Below are 18,931 nucleotides of genomic sequence, written 5' to 3' on the forward strand. Positions count from 1 at the left end.
AGGAGTCAATAAAAATACAAGCCGGACAAAGGGTTACTTGTCTGGCGCAGCCATCACAAAGGGTAAGCCACCACTAACGGGGGTTCGCATGGTGACCCGGCTCCATACGGTATTTCCGCCAATCAGGCTGATGCCGATGTAGCCACGCAGTTGCAGCCGGCTAGGGCCGAGCAACCGGACCAGACAATTATACGTCCGTCCGTTATCGGAATTATAAACGCGGCCGCCGACCCACTTTCCGTTACTGGCGTCATAGCTCAGCCCTTTGAGCAGCCGCAGGCCGGTCAGGGGCTGGGAGCGCAAGGCCGGATCAGGGTTGTGGCGATCCGTGACGATCTTGCCGTTGAGCTCGGGACCATCCTCCGGACCGTACGTATCATGCAGCTGCCAGAGGATGTAGCCCTGGTATTCGTCGCCGACCTGTTCAATCCGAATCACGGCGTCGCGGCTTTCCACCAGCCAGTCACCGACGATCGCCGAGGGCCCGGACGGGACATAGCCGTCATGAGCCAGTACTTGTCCGACTCCTGACCAAAGCAACAAAAACCCAAGCAAGGACAGGCAAAAGCGCTGAAACATACGTCTGCGTAGCGCTATCTTCATCACGCACCCTTGCATGGATGAGGGTTGAACCCAATGTCTGCGCCCCTCGGGGCTTTGCGTGCCGGTAGCATAAACATCCATGTCGTTGAGCTGGATTATCACTGCCATTATCCATGGACTGGGCATCGCATTGGCCTTTGCCGCGGCCGGCTATGCCTGCGTCGCCTTGTGGGCGGTGCTCAAAGCGGCCCGCGCACCGAGGGCCGATGGCGGCAGGAAGCCCCAACCCGCCACCGTACTCAAGCCGCTGCACGGCGCCGAACCGCGTCTTTATGAAAATCTGCGCAGCTTCTGCCTGCAGGTGCACCCGGATTACCAACTGGTTTTCGGTGTACGCGAAGCGAATGACCCCGCCATCGCAGTCGTGCAGCGGCTCCGCGCCGAATTTCCGCAACGATCGATCGCATTGGTCGTGGATTCGCGCGTGTACGGCGCAAACTTCAAAGTCAGCAACCTGATAAACATGATGCCCCAGGCTCAGCATGATTGGTTGGTGCTGGCCGACGCAGATATCAGCGTTCCTCCCGACTATCTGACGCGCGTCACGGCACCGCTGGCCGATCCTGGCGTCGGCATTGTGACCTGCCTCTATCACGGCATCCCCGGCCCTTCGTTCTGGTCGCGGCTTGGCCGCCTGTTCATCGATGACTGGTTCGCACCCTCCGTACGCTTATCGCATGCGTTCGGATCCACGCGTTTCGCCTTCGGCTCGACCATTGCCCTGCGCCGCAATGCCCTGCAGACCATCGGCGGCTTCGAAGCCCTGCGCGATACCCTGGCCGATGATTTCTGGCTGGGTGAGCTCACCCGCCGCGCCGGTTTACGAACCGTTCTGTCGGACGTCGTAGTGGGCACGGATGTTGGCGAAAGCAAACTGAAAGACTTGTGGACGCATGAATTGCGCTGGCTGCGCACTATCCGATCCATCGCCCCGGCCGGTTTTGCCATGACGTTCGTCTGTTTCACCTCGCCTTTATTGCTGCTGGGACTATGCCTGGCTCCAGGCGCCATCACTGCCGGCCTTGCCGTACTCGGTGGCGGAGCGCGGGTTTTGCTACACTTTTTACAGCGGCGCACCAGTGATCAAGCCTTTGCCTGGCATGAGGTCCTGTTGATCCCCCTCCGCGACACCTTATTGCTGATGGAATGGGCAGCAGCCCTCGCCGGTTGGCAGGTAAGATGGCGCGGTCAGGTTATGCATGCTCGAAGCGGCGGTTCAGCGCCGTAGACCTAAGATTTTTGAACTATCTGCTGTCCCTGGGCACGGTATGTGCCTCCGCAGGAGTCCTCCGTAATGAAAACGCTTTTTCTGCAAGCTCCCTCCTTCGACGGCTTTGATGGTGGCGCCGGTTCGCGCTATCAGGCCAAACGCGAAATCAAGAGCTTCTGGTATCCGACCTGGCTGGCACAGCCGGCTGCGATGGTGCCCGACTCACGCGTGCTTGACGCTCCCGCCGATGAAATCTCGGTGGAAGACAGCCTGCGTATCGCCGAGGGCTACGATCTGGTGATCATCCACACCAGTACGCCGTCATTCCCGACCGATGCCAAGTTCGCTGAGCTGCTGAAAGAGCGCAAACCGAACGTGCTGGTCGGCCTGGTTGGCGCAAAGGTCGCGGTGGATCCGACCGGCTCGCTCACCGCTTCGGCGGCGATCGATTTTGTCGCGCGCGAAGAGTTCGACTACACCTGCAAGGAAGTGGCCGAAGGCCGTCCGTTCGAAAGCATCACCGGCATCAGCTACAAGCTGGCCGACGGCAGCGTGCAGCACAATCCGCCGCGCGCGATGATCGAGAACATGGACGACCTGCCCTTCGTGGCGCCGATCTACAAGCGCGACCTGAAGATCAGCAACTACTTCATCGGCTATCTCAACTACCCGTACGTGTCGATCTACACGGGCCGTGGCTGCCGCTCCAAGTGCACCTTCTGCCTGTGGCCGCAGACCGTTGGTGGTCATCGCTACCGCACGCGTTCGGCCGCGAACGTGCTGGCTGAAGCGAAGTGGATCAAGGAGAACATGCCCGAAGTGAAGGAGCTGATGTTCGACGACGACACCTTCACCGACAGCTCCAACATGGAGCGCGTGCACGACATCGCACGCGGCCTCGGCGCGATGGGCTGGACGTGGTCGTGCAATGCCAAGGCGAACGTGCCGTACGAATCGCTGAAGATCATGAAGGAAAACGGTCTGCGCCTGCTGCTCGTGGGTTACGAGTCGGGCGACGATCAGATCCTGCACAACATCAAGAAGGGTCTGCGCACCGATATCGCGCGCCGCTTCACCGAAGACTGCCGCAAGCTGGGCATCATGATCCACGGCACCTTCATTCTCGGCCTGCCGGGCGAGACCAAGGAAACGATCGACAAGACGATCCAGTTCGCCAAAGAGATCAATCCGCACACCATCCAGGTGTCGCTGGCCGCGCCGTATCCGGGCACCTCGCTGTACAAGCAGGCGGTCGAAAGCGGCTGGCTGAAGGAAAACGAAGCGGTCAACCTGGTCAACGACAAGGGCGTGCAGCTGGCGTTGATCGAATACCCGCACCTGTCCAAGCAGGACATCTTCCACGGCGTCGAAAAGTTCTATCGGGCGTTCTATTTCCGCCCGTCCAAGATCTGGGAAATCGTCAAGGAAATGCTGACCAGTTGGGACATGATGAAGCGTCGTCTGCGTGAGGGTGTGGAGTTCTTCCGCTTCCTGCGCGCACACGAGGCGTGAGCGGGTCAGCGTATGTATTCGCTGCACGGTCGGCTACAGCTTCTTGAGGTTTAACGACCGTGCAGACCTCGCTCAACACGGCGATCCGCCCACGGCTGATCGTCACTGCGGACGACTTCGGTCTGCACGAAGCCGTCAATGAAGCCGTCGAACGCGGCTATCGTGATGGCGTGCTGCGTGCGGCCAGCCTGATGGTGGCCGCACCGGCCGCGGCCGACGCCGTTGTCCGCGCCAAGGAAAATCCAGGTCTCGCAGTGGGGTTGCACCTGGTGCTCGCAGACGGTCGCGCCATGCTGCCGCCGTCGCGCATTCCGGATCTGGTCGATGCGCAAGGCATGTTCAACTCGGACATGGTGCGCAACGGCTTTCGCTTCTTCTTCCTGCCGCATGTTCGGCGCCAGCTGGCCGATGAGATCCGCGCGCAGTTCGAAGCGTTCGCTGCGACAGGCCTGCCGCTCGACCACGTCAATGCGCACAAGCATTTTCATCTGCATCCGACGATTCTTACGATGATGCTGACGATCGGCCGGGAGCACGGTCTGCGTGCGATCCGCCTGCCATCGGAGCCCGGCATGGGTCCTTGGTTGCGGCCGTGGTTGGCGCTGATGCGCTGGCGCATGGACAAGGCCGGCATGACCTACAACGATCACGTTTATGGGTTGCGCCACAGTGGCGGCATGGATGAAGCGGTCATGCTGGATATCTTGCGCGAGCTACCCGATGGCCTTTCCGAGGTTTATCTGCATCCCGCATCACACGGCCACCTGACTGAAAGCATGGTCGACTACCGACATACCGACGAACTTGCCGCTTTGCTGTCTGTACGCGTACGCGACGTGATCGCCGAGCGCTATCAGTTGTGCAACGGCTTCTCTGATCCGGCGGCCGCATGAGCATGAAGCTTTTCAGCTATATCGCCGGCCTGCTCGGCCTTGCCGTCGCGATTGCGTTGGTGGCGCATCAAGGCTGGTCGGAAATCGCCACCGCCATCGACCATGCCGGCTGGCCACTGTTGTGGCTGCTGCCGTTCCATGTGCTGCCACTGCTGCTCGACGTGATCGGCTGGCGCGTCCTGATCGCGCCGCGTGATCCGCATCGGCGGGCCACACTGCCCTTCCTGTTCTGGGTCGCCTCGGTGCGCGAAGCCAGCAACCGCTTGCTACCGGTGGCAAATATCGGTGGCGAGATCATCGGCATTCGCCTGGTGAAATGGCGTGGCATCGGCGGCGCAGCGGCTGCGGCCAGCATCATCATGGAAGTGCTGCTGACATTGGTGAACCAATATCTGTTCACCGCGCTGGGCATCATTTTATTGATCGAGCTGACCCGCAACATCAGCGCCTTCAGCACCGTGATTTCCGCGCTGGCCGCCAGCTTGCCGCTGCCGATCTTCCTGATCATCCTGCTGCGTCACGGCAAGGTGTTCTCGCGCCTGGAGACGTTTGCCGAAAAGCTGCTGGGTGGCCGATCCAAGCTCACCGAGCTGATCGACGGCGCCAATCTGGATCTGGAGATCCGCGCGCAATATTCGCGTCCGCTGCGCCTGATCGTCGCCTGTGGCTGGCAGTTCCTCGGCTACGTGGTGGGCAGCTTCGAAACCTGGTTGGCGCTGCATCTGCTCGGTTATCCGATCAGCATTTGGGACGCCATCGCCATCGAGGCAGTGACCCAGGCACTACGCCATATCATTTTCGTAGTACCGGCCGGTATCGGCGTGCAGGAAGGCGGTTTGGTCATGTTTGGCAGCATCATCGGGCTGCCGCCTGAAGCCAGCATCGCGCTCTCCCTGGTCAAGCGCATGCGCGAGATCGGCTTCGGCGTACCTGCCCTGATTTCCTGGCAATGGGCCGAAGCTCGCCGGCTGTATGCGAACAATGCGATTCGCGCCGGTTCCGGCCAGTCGCCTACTTCAAGAGAGTCTTAAGTCATGACGCTTCAACACGAGGCCTTCGATACCGAATCCCTGGTGCCCGGTTACCACGAGCCGGTGCTGCCGACCGGTGAGCCGGATGAAGCCACCATCGCTGCGTCCGAAGCACGCACGCGTCATTGGTCGCGCAAGGATCAGGGCAAGCGCATCAAATATGGCTCCGACGAACACAAGCAGATGATGTGCCGGATGTTCGAGGAGACGTTCAATCCTTATCGTCCGTCGGTGTTGAAGTGGCCGACGCTGGATGAAGCTGCTCTGCATCGCATCACCTCGCTGCCGATCTGGGACATCGCCGTGCAGACCGAAGGCAAGGCGCGCCTGCGCATGGCTGCCTATGCACGCACGATCACCGATCCGGAGATGCGTAACGCCCTGGCGCAAAACGCCTGGGAAGAAAACCGCCACAAAGAAGTGCTGTCCAAGATGGTGCAGCACTACAACATTCCACTGGTGCCGGAGCCGGCTTACGAATACCCGAAAGATCCGGAATGGGCCTATTTGGTAACGGGCTATAGCGAATGCATCGACAGCTTCTTCGCCTTTGGACTATTCAAGGTAGCGCATGACTCGGGTCTGTTTCCGGCCGAGCTGATCGATACCTTCGAGCCAGTGATGCAGGAGGAATGCCGGCACATTCTGCTGTTCGCCAACTGGGTCGCCTGGCATCGCGCCAATCTCAACATCTTCCAGCGCATCGCGTTCGAGTGGAAGGTGTTCCGCGTGTGGTGCTTCCTCGGCATGGAGCGCATGGACCTGGCCAAGAGCCTGGACGCCGAAGGCAACGAGCACCAGCAGGACAACAACTTCACCGTCAACGGTGCACAGTCGGTGACGGAGCAGGATCTGAGCGTGGCCGAGCTGATGGCATGCTGCCTGCGCGAAAACGATCGCCGTTTCGCTGGCTACGATCAGCGCCTGCTGCGGCCAACCACCATGCCCTTCATGGTGAAGTGCGCGCTGCCGGTGTTGAAGTTCTTTGAGCGGCGCAAGAAGGCCAAGTAAGGCAACGCCGAAGGCCGTCATTCCCGCTTTCGCAGGGATGACGGCGCGAAGTTATAGACGCCGCTGCGCCTGAAACCACTTCACGGCATCTTCCAGCGCCACACGTGCAGGCCGCGCCGTGTAGCCCAGCTCGCGCTGCGCTTTCGCGCTGGTGAAAAACATGCGCTTCTTCGACATGCGCACTTCTTCCACCGTGGCGATCGGATTCATCCCGGTAAGACGCGCCCAGGCTTCCGACACGTAAGCAATCGGCATCACCACCCCGTGCGGCAAACGCACCTTGGGTGGTGAACGCCCCACGATGCCGGCGATTTCGGTGAGCACCTCACGCAGGCTCATGTCGAAGCCGCCAAGAATGTAACGCTCGCCGATCACGCCCCGCTCGAATGCGAGCCAGTGTCCATGCGCCACGTCATCCACGTGCACGATGTTCAGACCCGTATCCACATACGCAGGCACCTTTCCCATCATCGCATCACGCACCACACGGCCGGTCGGCGTGGGCTTGATATCGTGTGGACCGATGGGCGTGGAAGGGTTCACGATGACAATCGGCACACCCTCCGCCGCGAACTGCCGGGCCACTTCCTCAGCGAGGAACTTGGAGCGCTTGTAGTGGCCGATCATGTCATCGACCGACACCGGGGTGCTCTCACTCCCTGGCGTGCCATCTTTGGGAATGCCCAGCGTAGCGACGCTGCTGGTGTAGATAATGCGAGGCACGCCAACCTTTCGTGCAGCTTCCAGGATCGAGCGTGTGCCCTCGACATTGGCGCGATACAATTCCGCCGGATCCGGCGCCCACAGGCGATAATCGGCGGCCACGTGGAACAGTGCGTCGCAGCCGTCACAAGCGGGCAACAGGGACGCGGCCTTGGTCAAATCCCCTTCGGCGACCTCCACATCGAGCCCCTGCAAATTGCGCCGGTCGGAGCCAGGACGAGCCAGCACACGCACCTTGTGGCCATTGCGCAACAGATGACGGGCCACGGCCGAACCCACGAAGCCGGTGGCACCGGTAACCAGCGCCCTCACGGCTTAGCTACCGGGCGTGTGACAGACGACAAAGATAGGGAAATAACCGGCAACTTCAGGAAAGTTCGGAGTGTCATCATTCAATTATGGACGAAAACCGCCTGCTCATTCAGCATATTGGCCATGCCCACCTCACCCAGCCAGCCCCCAGCCAGCCAGCGTGTGCAACCATCCTCGACGTCCATGGGGACCACGGGAACGTCAATCAGTGCCGGCATTCCGGATTCGTATCCGTATCGGTGTGTCATAATTGCACGGATTGAGGCGTGCCAATGATCGAATTCAACAATGCCACCGCCACTGCTGGAAGCGACAAGGCCAACACCTATCAGGATGCCATCCTGCCGAAGGTGTCCCGGACTTTTGCGCTGACCATTCCGCAGCTCCCGCCGGAGCTGCGCCGCGCGGTGGCGAACGCTTACCTGCTTTGTCGCATCGCCGACACCATCGAGGATGAGCCGGCGCTGTCGGCCGAGCAGAAACGCTCCTTCGAGAACGCCTTCGTCGACGCCGTGACCGGCGACGCCGATGCGCAAGAAGTCGCCGACGAAGTCGCGCCCCTGCTCTCGAACGAAACGCTCGAAGCCGAGCGCGACCTGATGCAGCAACTGCCGCTGGTGCTGGAAGTCACACGCAGCCTGCAACCGGCGCAGCAGACATCGATCGTGAAGTGTCTGAAGATCATGTCGCACGGCATGCATGAGTTCCAGCGCAAGGCCGGCCTGCATGGCCTGCCCACGCTGCACGATCTGGACCGCTATTGCTATTGCGTCGCCGGCGTAGTCGGCGAAATGCTGACCGAGCTGTTCGTCGATTTCGAACCCGCGCTGACGCCGCATCGCAACACCATGCTGCGCCTGGCCGTGTCCTTCGGACAGGGTTTGCAGATGACGAATATCCTCAAAGACCAATGGGAAGACCGCACCCGCGGTGCCTGCTGGCTGCCGCAGGACATGTTCGCGCGTCACGGCATCAAGCTGATCGACTTGAAGTCCGGCAAACAGAACGCCGGCTATGCCGCCACCATGTCCGAGCTGGTTGGCATTGCGCATGCGCATCTGCGCCAGGCGTTGGATTACACCTTGCTGATTCCGGCGCGGCACGCTGGCGTCCGTCGCTTTTGCCTCTGGGCGATCGGCATGGCCCTGCTGACCCTGCGCAATCTCAAGAACAATCTCGATTTCTCTGCGGGCACGCAGATCAAGATTTCGCGCAATGCCGTCGCGCGCACCATTCTGTTCACCCGGTTGTTCGGCAAGTCCAACCTCGCATTGCGCTGGCTGTTTGCGACCACCGCGCGTGGGTTGCCGTACACCCCGTTGACCGCCGAATGGAGCGAACCGTCCACGCCCGCACGCACATGGCCGAAACGATCGATCCCGCATATCGCCGATGCTGCCACATGGCGTGAAACAGCCGATGTGCAGGAAGTGCAACACCGATGAGTTCATCGACCCGCTTCTCCACCAGGGCAACCGCCAACGACGCATTTCAGTCCGCTGAAACCAACGGTCTGGACCAAGCGATCGAACGCGGTCGCGCTGCCCTGCTGTCACGTCAGCATCAGGACGGTCATTGGTGCTTCGAGCTGGAGTCGGACTGCACCATCACCGCCGAATACATCCTGATGATGCACTTCATGGATGACATCGACGATGTGCTGCAGGAGAAGATGGCGCGCTACCTGCGCGACACGCAGGTAAAGAATACACACGGCGGCTGGTCACAGTACTACGAAGGCGACATCGACCTTTCGTGTACGGTCAAGGCGTATTTCGCACTCAAGGCTGCCGGTGACGATCCCGAAGCCGAGCACATGCGCATGGCGCGCAAGGCCATTCTTGCGCTCGGTGGCGCGGCCCACGCCAATGTGTTCACGCGCATTCTGCTGGCGCTGTTCGAACAGGTGCCGTGGCGCGCAACGCCATACGTGCCGGTCGAAATCATGCTGCTGCCGCGCTGGTTCCCGTTCCACATCGAGAAGATGTCGTACTGGGCGCGTACCACGACGGTGCCGTTGACCATCCTGTGCTCGCTCAAGGCCAAGGCGGCCAATCCGCGCAAGATCAACGTCCGCGAATTGTTCGTGACGCCACCCGAACAGGAACACAACTACTTCATTCGCGGTGGCCTGCTCAATCGCACCTTCCTGATGCTGGACAAGATCGGTCGCTTTATCGATCCGTTTATTCCGAAGAAGCTGCGCCAGCGCGCGATCGACAAGGCAGTTGCCTGGTTCCTTCCGCGCATGAATGGCGAAGACGGCATCGGTGCGATTTTCCCGCCGATGGTCAACTGCCTGGAAGTGATGAAGGCGCTGGGTTATCCCAAAGATCATCCGGTCCGCCAAACTTGCCTGCGCTCGATCCAGAAACTGGTGGTACATCGCGCTGACGGCTCGGCGTATTGCCAGCCCTGTGTGTCGCCGATCTGGGATACCGTCTGGAGCGCATTGACCTTGATGCACACCAGCGAGGATGCCGGCACGCAGGACGCCATCGCCAAAGCCTCCGACTGGCTGACTTCCAAGCAAGAACTTGAAGTGAAGGGTGACTGGATCGCTCAGGCGCCGGATCTGGCCCCAGGTGGCTGGGCCTTCCAGTACAACAATGCCTATTATCCCGATATCGATGACACAGCCGTGGTCGCGGCCCTGTTGCATATCCAGGATCGCCGCCGCGGTGAATCCGGGCGCCATCGCGTCAACATTAATCGTGCTGTCGACTGGATGATCGGCCTGCAGTCGAAGAACGGCGGTTTCGCCGCGTTCGACGCCAACAACACGCATTACCACCTCAACGCAATACCGTTTGCCGATCATGGCGCACTGCTCGATCCGCCCACCGAGGACGTGTCCGGCCGCGTGGTCGCCTGCCTTGGCGTGCTCGCACGGCCACAGGATCAGGAAAGCCTGCGCCGCGCTGTCGATTATCTGCGTTCGACCCAGCTGGAAGATGGTAGCTGGTGGGGCCGCTGGGGCAGCAACTACATCTATGGCACGTGGAGCGTACTCGCTGGCCTTGCGCTGGCCGGGGAAGATCCGCGCCAGCCGTATATCCGCAAGGCGATCGAATGGCTGCGCTCGCGCCAGCACGCCGACGGCGGCTGGGGCGAAACCAACAACAGCTATATCGATGCAGCACTGCGTGGTACCAACCATGGCATAAGCACGCCGCAGACCACGGCGTGGGCGCTTCTCGCGCAGCTTGCCTTTGGCGACGTGCATTCGGATTCAGTCAAGCGCGGCATCGCCTTCCTGGTCGCGGATCAGCAAGCGAGCGGCGCGCTCGAAGGGCTGTGGTATCACCCGTCGCACAACGCCCCCGGTTTCCCGCGCGTGTACTACCTCAAGTACCACGGCTATACCGCGTACTTCCCGTTGTGGGCGCTCAGCCGTTATCGACAACTGCTGCAGTCGGCCGCCGCTTGAGCAAGCCCATGGCTATCCGCTCAGTCGGCGTCGTCGTGGCGCTGGCGTCGGAAGCCAAGGCGCTGACACCGCGGAGCACGCAACCCGATAGCATCACGCCACTCGCGGATGGCTCCGCGCTGTGCCTCAGCGGCATGGGACCGGCTGCCGCGCGCCGCGCCGCGCACGCCCTGGCCGATGCCGGCGCTACTGCCCTGGCCGTATTTGGTGTCGCAGGCGCACTGGACGAATGCCTACGCAGCGGCTCGCTCTGTTGCCCCGAGCGCATCCTCGATGAAACCGACCATACCTACGCCGTGGACAGCGCATGGCATGCACGCCTGCATCAGCAGTTGGCGCTGACGCAGCGGCCGCTCTATACGAACGGCTCCTTGCTCAGCGTGCAGACGCCATTGCTGACCACGACCGACAAGACGGCCGCCTATGATCGTTTTGCTGCGTTGGCTGTCGACATGGAAAGTGCCGCGGTGGCCGAAGCCGCTTATGAGCGCAAGTTGCCCTTCGTGGTCCTGCGCGCCATCGTCGACGAAGCCGGCGATACCATCCCGGCCGCTTTGAACAACAGCATCGACGCCTGGGGACGCCCCCGCACGCTCCGACTGATCGCCGCGCTCTGTCGCGATCCCTCGGTACTGGCCGACCTGCCCCGACTATACTCACGCATGCAACGCGCTACCCAGGCTCTTCGAGCAGCCGCCGAAGCGACCGGTCCTGCGCTAGCGTGGCCACCTTAAATCACCTCTTTTTATCTCGCCGTGATCACGGCAATGCCCTACTGGAGAACAAGCTGATGTCCCTGCGTCGTCATTTTGGAACGTTCCTGGTTGCCGCGGCTTGTACCGTGGCCAGCATGTCCGCCTCGGCTCATGCGATCCTCGTCGACAGCACGCCCAAGCCCAATGGCACGCTGGCCGCCGGCCATGCCGACATGGCGTTCAAATACAACAGCAAGATCGACCAGCATCGCTCGCGCATCACCCTGGTCAAGGCTGATAACAGCGAAACCGTGCTGACCATCGCCACCAACAGCAGCAAGCCGAATGAACTGGATACCAGTGCTGACCTTGCACCGGGCACGTACACCATCCGCTGGCAGGCGTTGGCGCTCGATGGCCACATCACCCGTGGTGATGTGCCGTTTACGGTGGTGGCCAAGCCGTAACATCCATAGCACTGCAAGATTGCCGCTATCGCCCATCTTGCAGTGCCGTCATGCTGGCCTTCGCCGGCATGACACGCTAACGAACATCCAGTCTTTCTCTGCCTGAGCGATTCCCTGTGGAACTTCTCGTCGACATCTTCGGCTACCTCAGCATCATCCTGCACGGTTTAACCATCGTCGCGCAGTCGATGACGCTAGGCGGCATCTTGTTTCTGGTGTTCCTGGCACGCCCGTTTGCGCACATGCTCGAACAAGGCGCCGATCTGGAACGGCGCATCACGCGCCTGACCATCTATAGCGCGATCGGACTGGTCATCGCTGAGCTGGCAGGTGTCGGACTGCAGGTCGCCGTGGTGATGTCCACGGTCGATCTCGGCTTCTTCGATGTCATGCAGGCACCGTTCGCGATGGCCGGCACGGTGAAGATCCTCTGCGCGATCCTGCTGATTCCTTGCCTGAGCGCACGCATCGCATCCCGTCCACTTTCTGCTGTGCTGTTGCTATTGCTCGGCGCGGCCGAACTGACGGCTGCCACGTTTACCACGCACGCTTACGCACGATTGAGCGACAACGTATTACTGCTGCTCGTGGAAGGCCTGCATCAATTCGGTGCGGCCATCTGGGTTGGTGCCATTCCGTGCTTTGTACTGGCGTTGGGCCGCCTACATGACGCCAACGGCTGGCGCCTGGTGGGCGCGCGCTTCTCGCGCATGTCGATGATCGGCGTGACCAGCATCGTGATTTCCGGCGCGGTGATGAGCCTGTATTACATCGGCAGCATGCAGGGTTTCTACGGCACGGCCTATGGCGTGATGGTCGGCGCGAAGATCGCGATGTTCCTCGCACTGCTGGCGCTGGGCGCAGGCAACCTGATGGTGACCGAGCGGCTGCGCAAGAACCAGGATACGTCGGTGATCCGCCTGCGCCGGTTCGCCGAAGTGGAAATCGGCATCGGCTTTACCATTTTCTTCGCCGCCGCATCGCTGACCTCGGTGCCGCCAGCGGTCGACCTGACCACCGATCGCGTGACGTTGCACGAGATTGCCGTACGCAATGCCCCAGCGTGGCCACGCCTCACCTCGCCCGATCACGACCAGCTCGCGATTTCGGAAATGCAGTCGCAGTTGGACAAGGAAGCCCAGCAGCGCGGCCAGGTTGCAGCGCAGGCCAACGTGCCGGGCTCAGGCATTCTGCCGCCGCGCAATGCCGATGACATTGCCTGGTCGGAGTACAACCATCACTGGGCCGGCATCTTTGTGCTGCTGATCGGTTTCCTTGCCTTGCTCAATCGCGCTGGCGTCGGATGGCTCAAACACTGGCCACTACTGTTCCTGCTGATGGCCGGGTTCCTGCTCGTGCGGTCCGATCCCGAAGTATGGCCCATGGGCAGCGAAGGATTCTGGATCGCCTGGCGTGACGTGGAAGTCGCGCAACATCGCTTCTTCGTGGCGCTGATCATCCTGTTCGGCGTCTTTGAATGGGCGGTGCGTACCGGACATCTGCGCAGTCCGAAAGCGGCACTGGTCTTTCCGCTGCTGGTCTCGGTGGGCGGCGCCATGTTGCTGACCCACAGCCATCAGATTTCCAACGTGAAGGATCAGATGCTGATCGAACTGACGCACACGCCGCTTGCTCTGGCAGGCGTAGCAGCGGGCTGGGCGCGCTGGCTGGAATTGCGCCTGCCCGGGCGCGGTGGCCGCATCGCGGGCTGGGTCTGGCCGATGTGCTTCATGCTGGTTGGCGTGATCCTGCTCTGGTATCGCGAAGCCTGAGCAACCCGCAAGACATGAAGGGGCGAGCCAAAACACCCGCTTTGCTCGCCCCTTCGCCTTTTCGGAGACAGGAAATCGCGGACGCACACGGGCGGCGCTCACGCCGCGATGTTAAAATCGCCCGATTCCTGCACTCTGTCCGGATCCTGCATGAGCTCGACCTCCCCCAAGGCTTCCGCCTTCGATAGCCGCGTCCCCGCCTACCTGCAACGGCTGGAGCGCACGACGGATGCCGTACTTCCGCCAGCCTCCACCGATCCTGCGCGGCTGCATGAAGCGATTCGCTACGCCTGCGAAGGCGGTAAGCATCTGCGCGCCCTGATGGTGTATGCCGCAGGCGAAACGCTGGGGGTCACACCGGAACAGCTCGATGCAGCGGCATGTTCCGTCGAGCTGATCCACGCCTATTCATTGGTGCATGACGATCTGCCGGGCATGGACAACGACGACCTGCGTCGCGGCCGTCCCACGGTGCACAAGGCCTACGACGAAGCCACCGCAATCCTGGTTGGCGATACCTTGCAGACCTCCGCTTTCGAAGTGCTGGCTACAAGCGATGCACTCGACGACGCGCAGAAGGTACAGATGATTCGCGCCCTCGCCCATGCTTCCGGTTCACTCGGCATGGTCGGCGGTCAGGCGGTGGACATGGCGTCCGAAAATCTCACCCTGACCCTGCCGCAACTGGAATCACTGCACGCGCGCAAGACCGGCGCGTTGATTCTTGTGACATGTCAGCTGGCGGCCATTGCTGCAAACGCAACGGAAGCGACGCGCAAGGGACTCGAACACTATGGCCGTTGCATCGGCCTCGCATTCCAGATCCAGGATGACGTGCTGGATCAGATTGCCGATACCGCCACGCTCGGCAAGACCGCCGGCAAGGATCTGGCACAGCACAAGTCCACGTTCCCGTCCTTGCTTGGTTTGGAACAAGCACAACAGCGCGCGCATGCTTTGTTTGACGAAGCGCGCAACGCTGCGCGCGGCATTGCTGGCCATGCCGAACCGCTGCTGTGGCTGGCTGATCATATTCAGCAGCGCGATCACTAAGCACATAGCGAATACCGTTAAAGGCGAAAGGCCCCCATGCACGCAGGGGGCCTTTTGTTTATCCGCACACGTAACAGCCTGCACTCACCGTCGTCATTCCCACGAAAGCGGGAATGACGGCGTGGGCCCGTGCTGAGAAGTGTCCGCTCAAGCCGGTCGCACATCGTGCAATTGCCAATTTGCGCCAATCAACCAGTTCAATCGCTGACGCAGGATGCTCATCGGCAAATCCGTGGCGACTTCAACGTCGGTATGCAGGTCTGCCAACTTGGCGCTGACGCTAGCCAACTGATCGGTCACACCAAGCCGCTCATCGACCTCATCCGGATCAGGCTGCATGGCGCGCCAGCGCTGGAACAACAGCGGGCTACGCAACGCCTCCTGCAGCGCCGCGGCGAAATCGTTCGGGCCGGCGCCCGCATAGCTTAGTGTCTCATTCGGACCATGCGCGTTTGCAAGGTCGTTGATCTGCATGTAATACCGGCTGCGATTGGTCATAAAGACTCCCTTTGTGGCTGACCTGTTCCTGTTGCTCAAAACGCCATGGCTGCGATGTCGATCAAACCTGCCGCTGACTCGGGCGCCACGTCATGCGGCAGGATACCGAGGCACGGTGCAGGCAGCAGCGTGCGCAGCGTCTGGATATTCTCCTCTACGGCTGCCATCTGCGGGTCGATGCGATTCCCAATCCAGCCGATCAGCTTGCAGCCATCTGCCACTACCGCCTCTGCCGTAAGCAAAGCATGGCTGAGGCAACCAAGACGAAGCCCCACCACCAGCACCACCGGCAAATGCCAGGACTTGGCAATGTCCGAAGCGAACAAGCTTGGCGCTAGCGGCACACGCCAACCACCCACGCCTTCGACCACAACCGTGTCATAGCGCGCGCGCAAGACGTCGAACGCTGCACGCAGCCGCGGCAGCGTGATCGTTACGCCTTCGTGCGCAGCAGCCAGGTGTGGCGACAGTGGTTCGCGCAAGGCGAGCGGATTGACGGTTTCGTAAGAAGGCACCGGCGAACCGGTTGCCTCCAACAGCGCGATGGCGTCTTCGTTGCGCAAGCCATCTGCCGTTTCCATGCAACCGCTGGCGACCGGCTTCATGCCGCAAACGCTGCGCCCTGTTGCGCGCAGCGCGTGAATCAAGGCGCAGGCCGAATGCGTTTTTCCGATACCGGTATCGGTTCCAGCAATAAACAAAGCAGACATCAGGTTACCTGCAGCAAGGCGCGTCTCGACCAGCGACCAGCCACGCTGTACACGAGTGTCAGCAAAACATAAACCATCCCGGGCAGCGAATTCCAAAGGGCGCTGTTGATATTCGGCATCATCAGGGTGATCAGCAACGAAAGGATGGCCACCGCCATCGAGCCGCATTGTATGTAGTACGTCTCTTGCGCTTCGATGCGCAGCCTTGCGGATATTGACGACGCATGTCTCAAGCTATGGCGATATAGCATAGCCAGCGAACCGGCCATGCATGCATAGGCTAATGCGTAGCAGATAAAGAGAGCCTTCAGTTCGTGCACGCTGCCAATTTCCGGTTCGTTCGGCAAGGTCGTGTGCGTGTAGGCGTCATGGAAGGAACTGAACATCGCTTGGAACAGCATGTTCAGCGGATAGACGAAAATCAGTGCAAAGAACACCAGCATCAAACTGAGCACGATAGCGGTGCCATCATGCAAGCGGAAGCGATCGCGCCAGCGCACATGCCGATGCCAGAACATCATCAGGGTGGCAAAGCTGCAGGCAAATCCCGGAATCCGGTCCAGCGCCAGTATCAGGTCATGCAAGCTGTGCGGCACTTCCGCGCCGGCAATCGCCAGCACGCTTACGGCAAAGGCAAACGCTGCATCGATAAAACCGTCCAGCCGGTGAGCCTCAACTCGCCCGGCGTGCGTGGAATCGTCCCGCTCGCTCATGATTTGCAAACTCCCCTTGTGCCAAGGCACTGGACGTCCCATTTTAGGACACTCGCTTTCAGAAATCGGATTGTCCGCCATGTTCGAGATCAAGACCGGCTCCGCCAGCAGCAAGCGCGAGCTTTACGCCGACCTGATCCTGCAAGCCGAAGGCATGCTGGCCGGGGAACCGGACCTGATCGCCAACGCGGCAAACTTTTCCGCACTGGTGTTCCATAGCCTGCCCGATCTGAACTGGGCAGGGTTCTATCTGTATGACGGCACCGAACTGGTCGTGGGCCCGTTCCAGGGCAAGCCGGCCTGCATCCGCATCGCGCTCGGCAAGGGTGTATGCGGCACTGCAGCGCAAACCCGTGAAACCCAGGTCGTGCGCGACGTGCACAGCTTCGATGGCCACATCGCCTGCGACGCGGCATCTCAATCGGAGATCGTCGTGCCGCTGGTCAAGGCCGATAGCAGCCTGCTGGGCGTATGGGATGTCGACAGCCCGTCGGTCGCCCGTTTCGATGACGAGGACCGTGCCGGCATGGAAGCGCTGTGCGACGTGTTTATGCGGGCTGCGAACCTGCGCACCTGAGTCCCACCGCAGCGCTACCGCTCGGCCAGACTTTTCGTCCTCACATTGCCTTCCAGCAGTTGCATCACGGCGCTGCGTGCTTCTTCCACACCTGTCCCGGCGGCGGAAGAAAAGACCTGCACCGTCGCCGGCGTCCCCACCGGCAGCTCCTTGCGCAGTGCCGCAAGCGCCTGGCTGGCCTGGTTCCGCGACAATTTGTCCGCTTTCGTCAGCAACACGTGGCAGGCAAGCTCGGTCCTGAGGCAGAAGTCGAGCATCATCCGGTCGAATTCTTTCAAGGGATGGCGGATATCTACAATCAGCACCACGCCGCGAAGACTGCGACGCTCATGCAGATAGCGGTCGATCTCGCGTCGCCAGTGCTCGCGCAGGGCTTCGGGCACTTTCGCATAGCCGTAGCCAGGGAGATCGATCAGTCGCGCTTCCAGCGCCGGCAGCGCTTCGCCATGCACGATCGGCGGCAGCGAGAACGCCACCATCTGCTGCGTGCGTCCTGGCGTCTTGGACGTACGCGCCAGGCCTCGATGGCCAGTCAGCGCGTTCAATGCGCTGGACTTGCCCGCGTTGGAGCGTCCTGCGAACGCGACTTCCGCTCCCTCGTCAGCAGGCAACTGATTGATGCGGTGGGCGGCGAGCACAAATTGTGCGCCTTGCAGTGGGTTCGAACTCATGTGTCGTTGTTTGACCGGCTAAGATGGCGTGGGGATAATCTCAAGGTTCTGCCAGTCACGGTACGCTGAGGGTGCGCACCGTACATCGAAATAGCAGTATTTCCTGGAGGCAAGTGTATGAGTTTTCGGCTCGCCGGTACTCGGCCCGCTGTCGTGAATGCAGTCGCCCTGGTTCTTGCTCTCTCCACCGGCGTGGTTCTTGCGCAGAACACCAAAGCCCAGACAGCGCCCAAAGCGCCTGCTGCGGCCGCCGCCTCCAGCACTGCCAAACCCGCTGCCGCCAGCAGCGCTCCGACCGCTGCTACGCCTGCAGCCGCGCCCGGGGCTACCAGCGATAACGACATGGCTTCGGCCAAACCGGGTGATGCCACCGCCGGTCAGGCCAAGGCTGCCGCCTGCGGTGCCTGCCACGGCGCGGATGGCAACTCCACCGATCCACAGTATCCAAAACTGGCTGGCCAGCACGAGATGTACATCGCGCACCAGTTGCACAACTTCAAGTCAGGCTCCCGCCAGAATCCGATCATGACGGGCATGGCCGCGCCACTGTCCGACCAGGACATGCATGACATCGGCGCCTACTTCGCCAGCAAGCGTTCGCTGCCGGGCGTGGCCGATCAGGCGCTGGTCGATCAGGGCCAGAAGCTGTATCGCGAAGGTGATCCCACGCGCGGCATCCCCGCCTGCATGGCCTGTCATAGTATCGACGGTCGCGGCAACCCGGGCGCCATGTATCCGCAGCTGACCAGTCAGCATGCGCAATACATCGAAGCCAAGCTCAAAGATTTCCACGATGGGGTCACCTGGGGCAACGAGGCGCACGCGCAAATCATGCCGACGATCGCCAAGAATCTTGACCCGCAGGACATCACCGCACTGGCCAGCTATATCGAAGGCCTGCATGTGGTCGACAATAGCGCCTCTGTGTCCGCATCGCCGTAACTTCCGGCCGGCCATGTTGTCTTAAGGATGCTCAACGCTACGCAGGCGGCATGACGCCTGCGTAGAATGGGCCAGAGCATCCCTAACCCTCCCGCTTTCCCCATCCCG

General features: G+C 61.2%; 20 protein-coding genes. 13 read left to right on the forward strand and 7 right to left on the reverse strand.

Annotated features, from left to right (window positions below):
* Positions 1-33 precede the first annotated feature (33 nt).
* Positions 34-579: a DUF2147 domain-containing protein gene (locus ISN74_RS17615; protein WP_188800459.1), complete on the reverse strand. Its 546-nt coding sequence runs from the start codon at positions 577-579 to the stop codon at positions 34-36.
* A 103-nt stretch (positions 580-682) separates the two neighbouring features.
* On the opposite strand from ISN74_RS17615, the gene hpnI reads away from it, so the two are divergent.
* The 5 genes from hpnI to ISN74_RS17640 all read left to right on the forward strand — a co-directional run bounded on the left by hpnI (position 683) and on the right by ISN74_RS17640 (position 6,260).
* On the forward strand, positions 683-1,831 hold the full coding sequence (gene hpnI / locus ISN74_RS17620) for a bacteriohopanetetrol glucosamine biosynthesis glycosyltransferase HpnI (RefSeq protein ID WP_188800460.1): 1,149 nt from the start codon (positions 683-685) through the stop codon (positions 1,829-1,831).
* 66 nt (positions 1,832-1,897) lie between these two features.
* Positions 1,898-3,325, forward strand: a complete 1,428-nt coding sequence (gene hpnJ, locus ISN74_RS17625) for a hopanoid biosynthesis associated radical SAM protein HpnJ (RefSeq protein WP_188800461.1) — start codon at positions 1,898-1,900, stop codon at positions 3,323-3,325.
* Positions 3,326-3,384: 59 nt separating this feature from the next.
* The gene (gene hpnK, locus ISN74_RS17630) at positions 3,385-4,218 is read left to right on the forward strand and encodes a hopanoid biosynthesis-associated protein HpnK (RefSeq protein WP_203546641.1); all 834 of its coding nucleotides are present in this window, start codon (positions 3,385-3,387) and stop codon (positions 4,216-4,218) included.
* Positions 4,215-5,249 (forward strand): flippase-like domain-containing protein, encoded by a 1,035-nt coding sequence (locus ISN74_RS17635; protein ID WP_229679349.1) that lies wholly within the window; start codon positions 4,215-4,217, stop codon positions 5,247-5,249. Before hpnK ends, ISN74_RS17635 begins: the two co-directional genes overlap by 4 nt.
* A 3-nt stretch (positions 5,250-5,252) precedes the next feature.
* A complete protein-coding gene (locus ISN74_RS17640) occupies positions 5,253-6,260 on the forward strand; it encodes a ferritin-like domain-containing protein (RefSeq protein ID WP_188800462.1) in 1,008 nt (335 codons plus the stop codon).
* A 51-nt stretch (positions 6,261-6,311) separates the two neighbouring features.
* Here ISN74_RS17640 and hpnA read toward each other — a convergent pair whose 3' ends face one another.
* Together hpnA and ISN74_RS17650 are read right to left on the reverse strand one after the other, a co-directional pair.
* Positions 6,312-7,295, reverse strand: coding sequence for a hopanoid-associated sugar epimerase (gene hpnA, locus ISN74_RS17645; RefSeq protein ID WP_188800463.1), 984 nt, complete (start codon positions 7,293-7,295; stop codon positions 6,312-6,314).
* 80 nt (positions 7,296-7,375) lie between these two features.
* Positions 7,376-7,513 carry a hypothetical protein gene (locus tag ISN74_RS17650; RefSeq protein ID WP_203546642.1) on the reverse strand — a complete coding sequence of 46 codons (138 nt, stop codon included), beginning with the start codon at positions 7,511-7,513 and terminating at the stop codon, positions 7,376-7,378.
* 54 nt (positions 7,514-7,567) lie between these two features.
* Here ISN74_RS17650 and ISN74_RS17655 point away from each other — a divergent pair, with 54 nt between their 5' ends.
* The 6 genes from ISN74_RS17655 (at position 7,568) to ISN74_RS17680 (ending at position 14,712) form a co-directional block, all read left to right on the forward strand.
* A complete protein-coding gene (locus ISN74_RS17655; RefSeq protein ID WP_188800749.1) occupies positions 7,568-8,740 on the forward strand; it encodes a phytoene/squalene synthase family protein in 1,173 nt (390 codons plus the stop codon).
* The gene (shc, locus tag ISN74_RS17660; RefSeq protein WP_188800464.1) at positions 8,737-10,725 is read left to right on the forward strand and encodes a squalene--hopene cyclase; all 1,989 of its coding nucleotides are present in this window, start codon (positions 8,737-8,739) and stop codon (positions 10,723-10,725) included. Before ISN74_RS17655 ends, shc begins: the two co-directional genes overlap by 4 nt.
* A gap of 8 nt (positions 10,726-10,733) precedes the next feature.
* A complete protein-coding gene (locus ISN74_RS17665; protein WP_188800465.1) occupies positions 10,734-11,459 on the forward strand; it encodes a phosphorylase family protein in 726 nt (241 codons plus the stop codon).
* Between the two features lie 56 nt (positions 11,460-11,515).
* A complete protein-coding gene (locus ISN74_RS17670; protein WP_188800466.1) occupies positions 11,516-11,887 on the forward strand; it encodes a copper resistance CopC family protein in 372 nt (123 codons plus the stop codon).
* A gap of 116 nt (positions 11,888-12,003) precedes the next feature.
* Positions 12,004-13,659, forward strand: coding sequence for a copper resistance D family protein (locus tag ISN74_RS17675; protein WP_188800467.1), 1,656 nt, complete (start codon positions 12,004-12,006; stop codon positions 13,657-13,659).
* Positions 13,660-13,809: 150 nt separating this feature from the next.
* Positions 13,810-14,712: a polyprenyl synthetase family protein gene (locus tag ISN74_RS17680; RefSeq protein WP_188800468.1), complete on the forward strand. Its 903-nt coding sequence runs from the start codon at positions 13,810-13,812 to the stop codon at positions 14,710-14,712.
* Positions 14,713-14,859: 147 nt separating this feature from the next.
* On the opposite strand, the gene ISN74_RS17685 is transcribed toward ISN74_RS17680, so the two are convergent.
* From ISN74_RS17685 to ISN74_RS17695, 3 genes are read right to left on the reverse strand one after another with little or no spacing between them, the layout of a single operon-like run.
* A complete protein-coding gene (locus ISN74_RS17685; RefSeq protein WP_188800469.1) occupies positions 14,860-15,210 on the reverse strand; it encodes a hypothetical protein in 351 nt (116 codons plus the stop codon).
* A gap of 35 nt (positions 15,211-15,245) precedes the next feature.
* Positions 15,246-15,920 carry a dethiobiotin synthase gene (gene bioD, locus ISN74_RS17690; RefSeq protein ID WP_188800470.1) on the reverse strand — a complete coding sequence of 225 codons (675 nt, stop codon included), beginning with the start codon at positions 15,918-15,920 and terminating at the stop codon, positions 15,246-15,248.
* Entirely contained in the window at positions 15,920-16,633 is a 714-nt protein-coding gene (locus ISN74_RS17695; RefSeq protein ID WP_188800471.1) for a TMEM175 family protein, read from the reverse strand. The genes bioD and ISN74_RS17695 overlap by 1 nt, the downstream gene beginning before the upstream one ends.
* A gap of 79 nt (positions 16,634-16,712) precedes the next feature.
* On the opposite strand from ISN74_RS17695, the gene ISN74_RS17700 reads away from it, so the two are divergent.
* Positions 16,713-17,210 (forward strand): GAF domain-containing protein, encoded by a 498-nt coding sequence (locus tag ISN74_RS17700; RefSeq protein WP_188800472.1) that lies wholly within the window; start codon positions 16,713-16,715, stop codon positions 17,208-17,210.
* Between the two features lie 14 nt (positions 17,211-17,224).
* Here ISN74_RS17700 and yihA read toward each other — a convergent pair whose 3' ends face one another.
* On the reverse strand, positions 17,225-17,881 hold the full coding sequence (gene yihA / locus ISN74_RS17705) for a ribosome biogenesis GTP-binding protein YihA/YsxC (protein WP_188800473.1): 657 nt from the start codon (positions 17,879-17,881) through the stop codon (positions 17,225-17,227).
* 117 nt (positions 17,882-17,998) lie between these two features.
* Between yihA and ISN74_RS17710 the strand changes: the two genes are divergently transcribed.
* A complete protein-coding gene (locus ISN74_RS17710) occupies positions 17,999-18,823 on the forward strand; it encodes a c-type cytochrome (RefSeq protein WP_188800474.1) in 825 nt (274 codons plus the stop codon).
* The last annotated feature ends 108 nt before the right edge of the window (positions 18,824-18,931 follow it).

It is taken from the genome of Dyella caseinilytica (assembly GCF_016865235.1).
Lineage (GTDB): Bacteria > Pseudomonadota > Gammaproteobacteria > Xanthomonadales > Rhodanobacteraceae > Dyella_B > Dyella_B caseinilytica.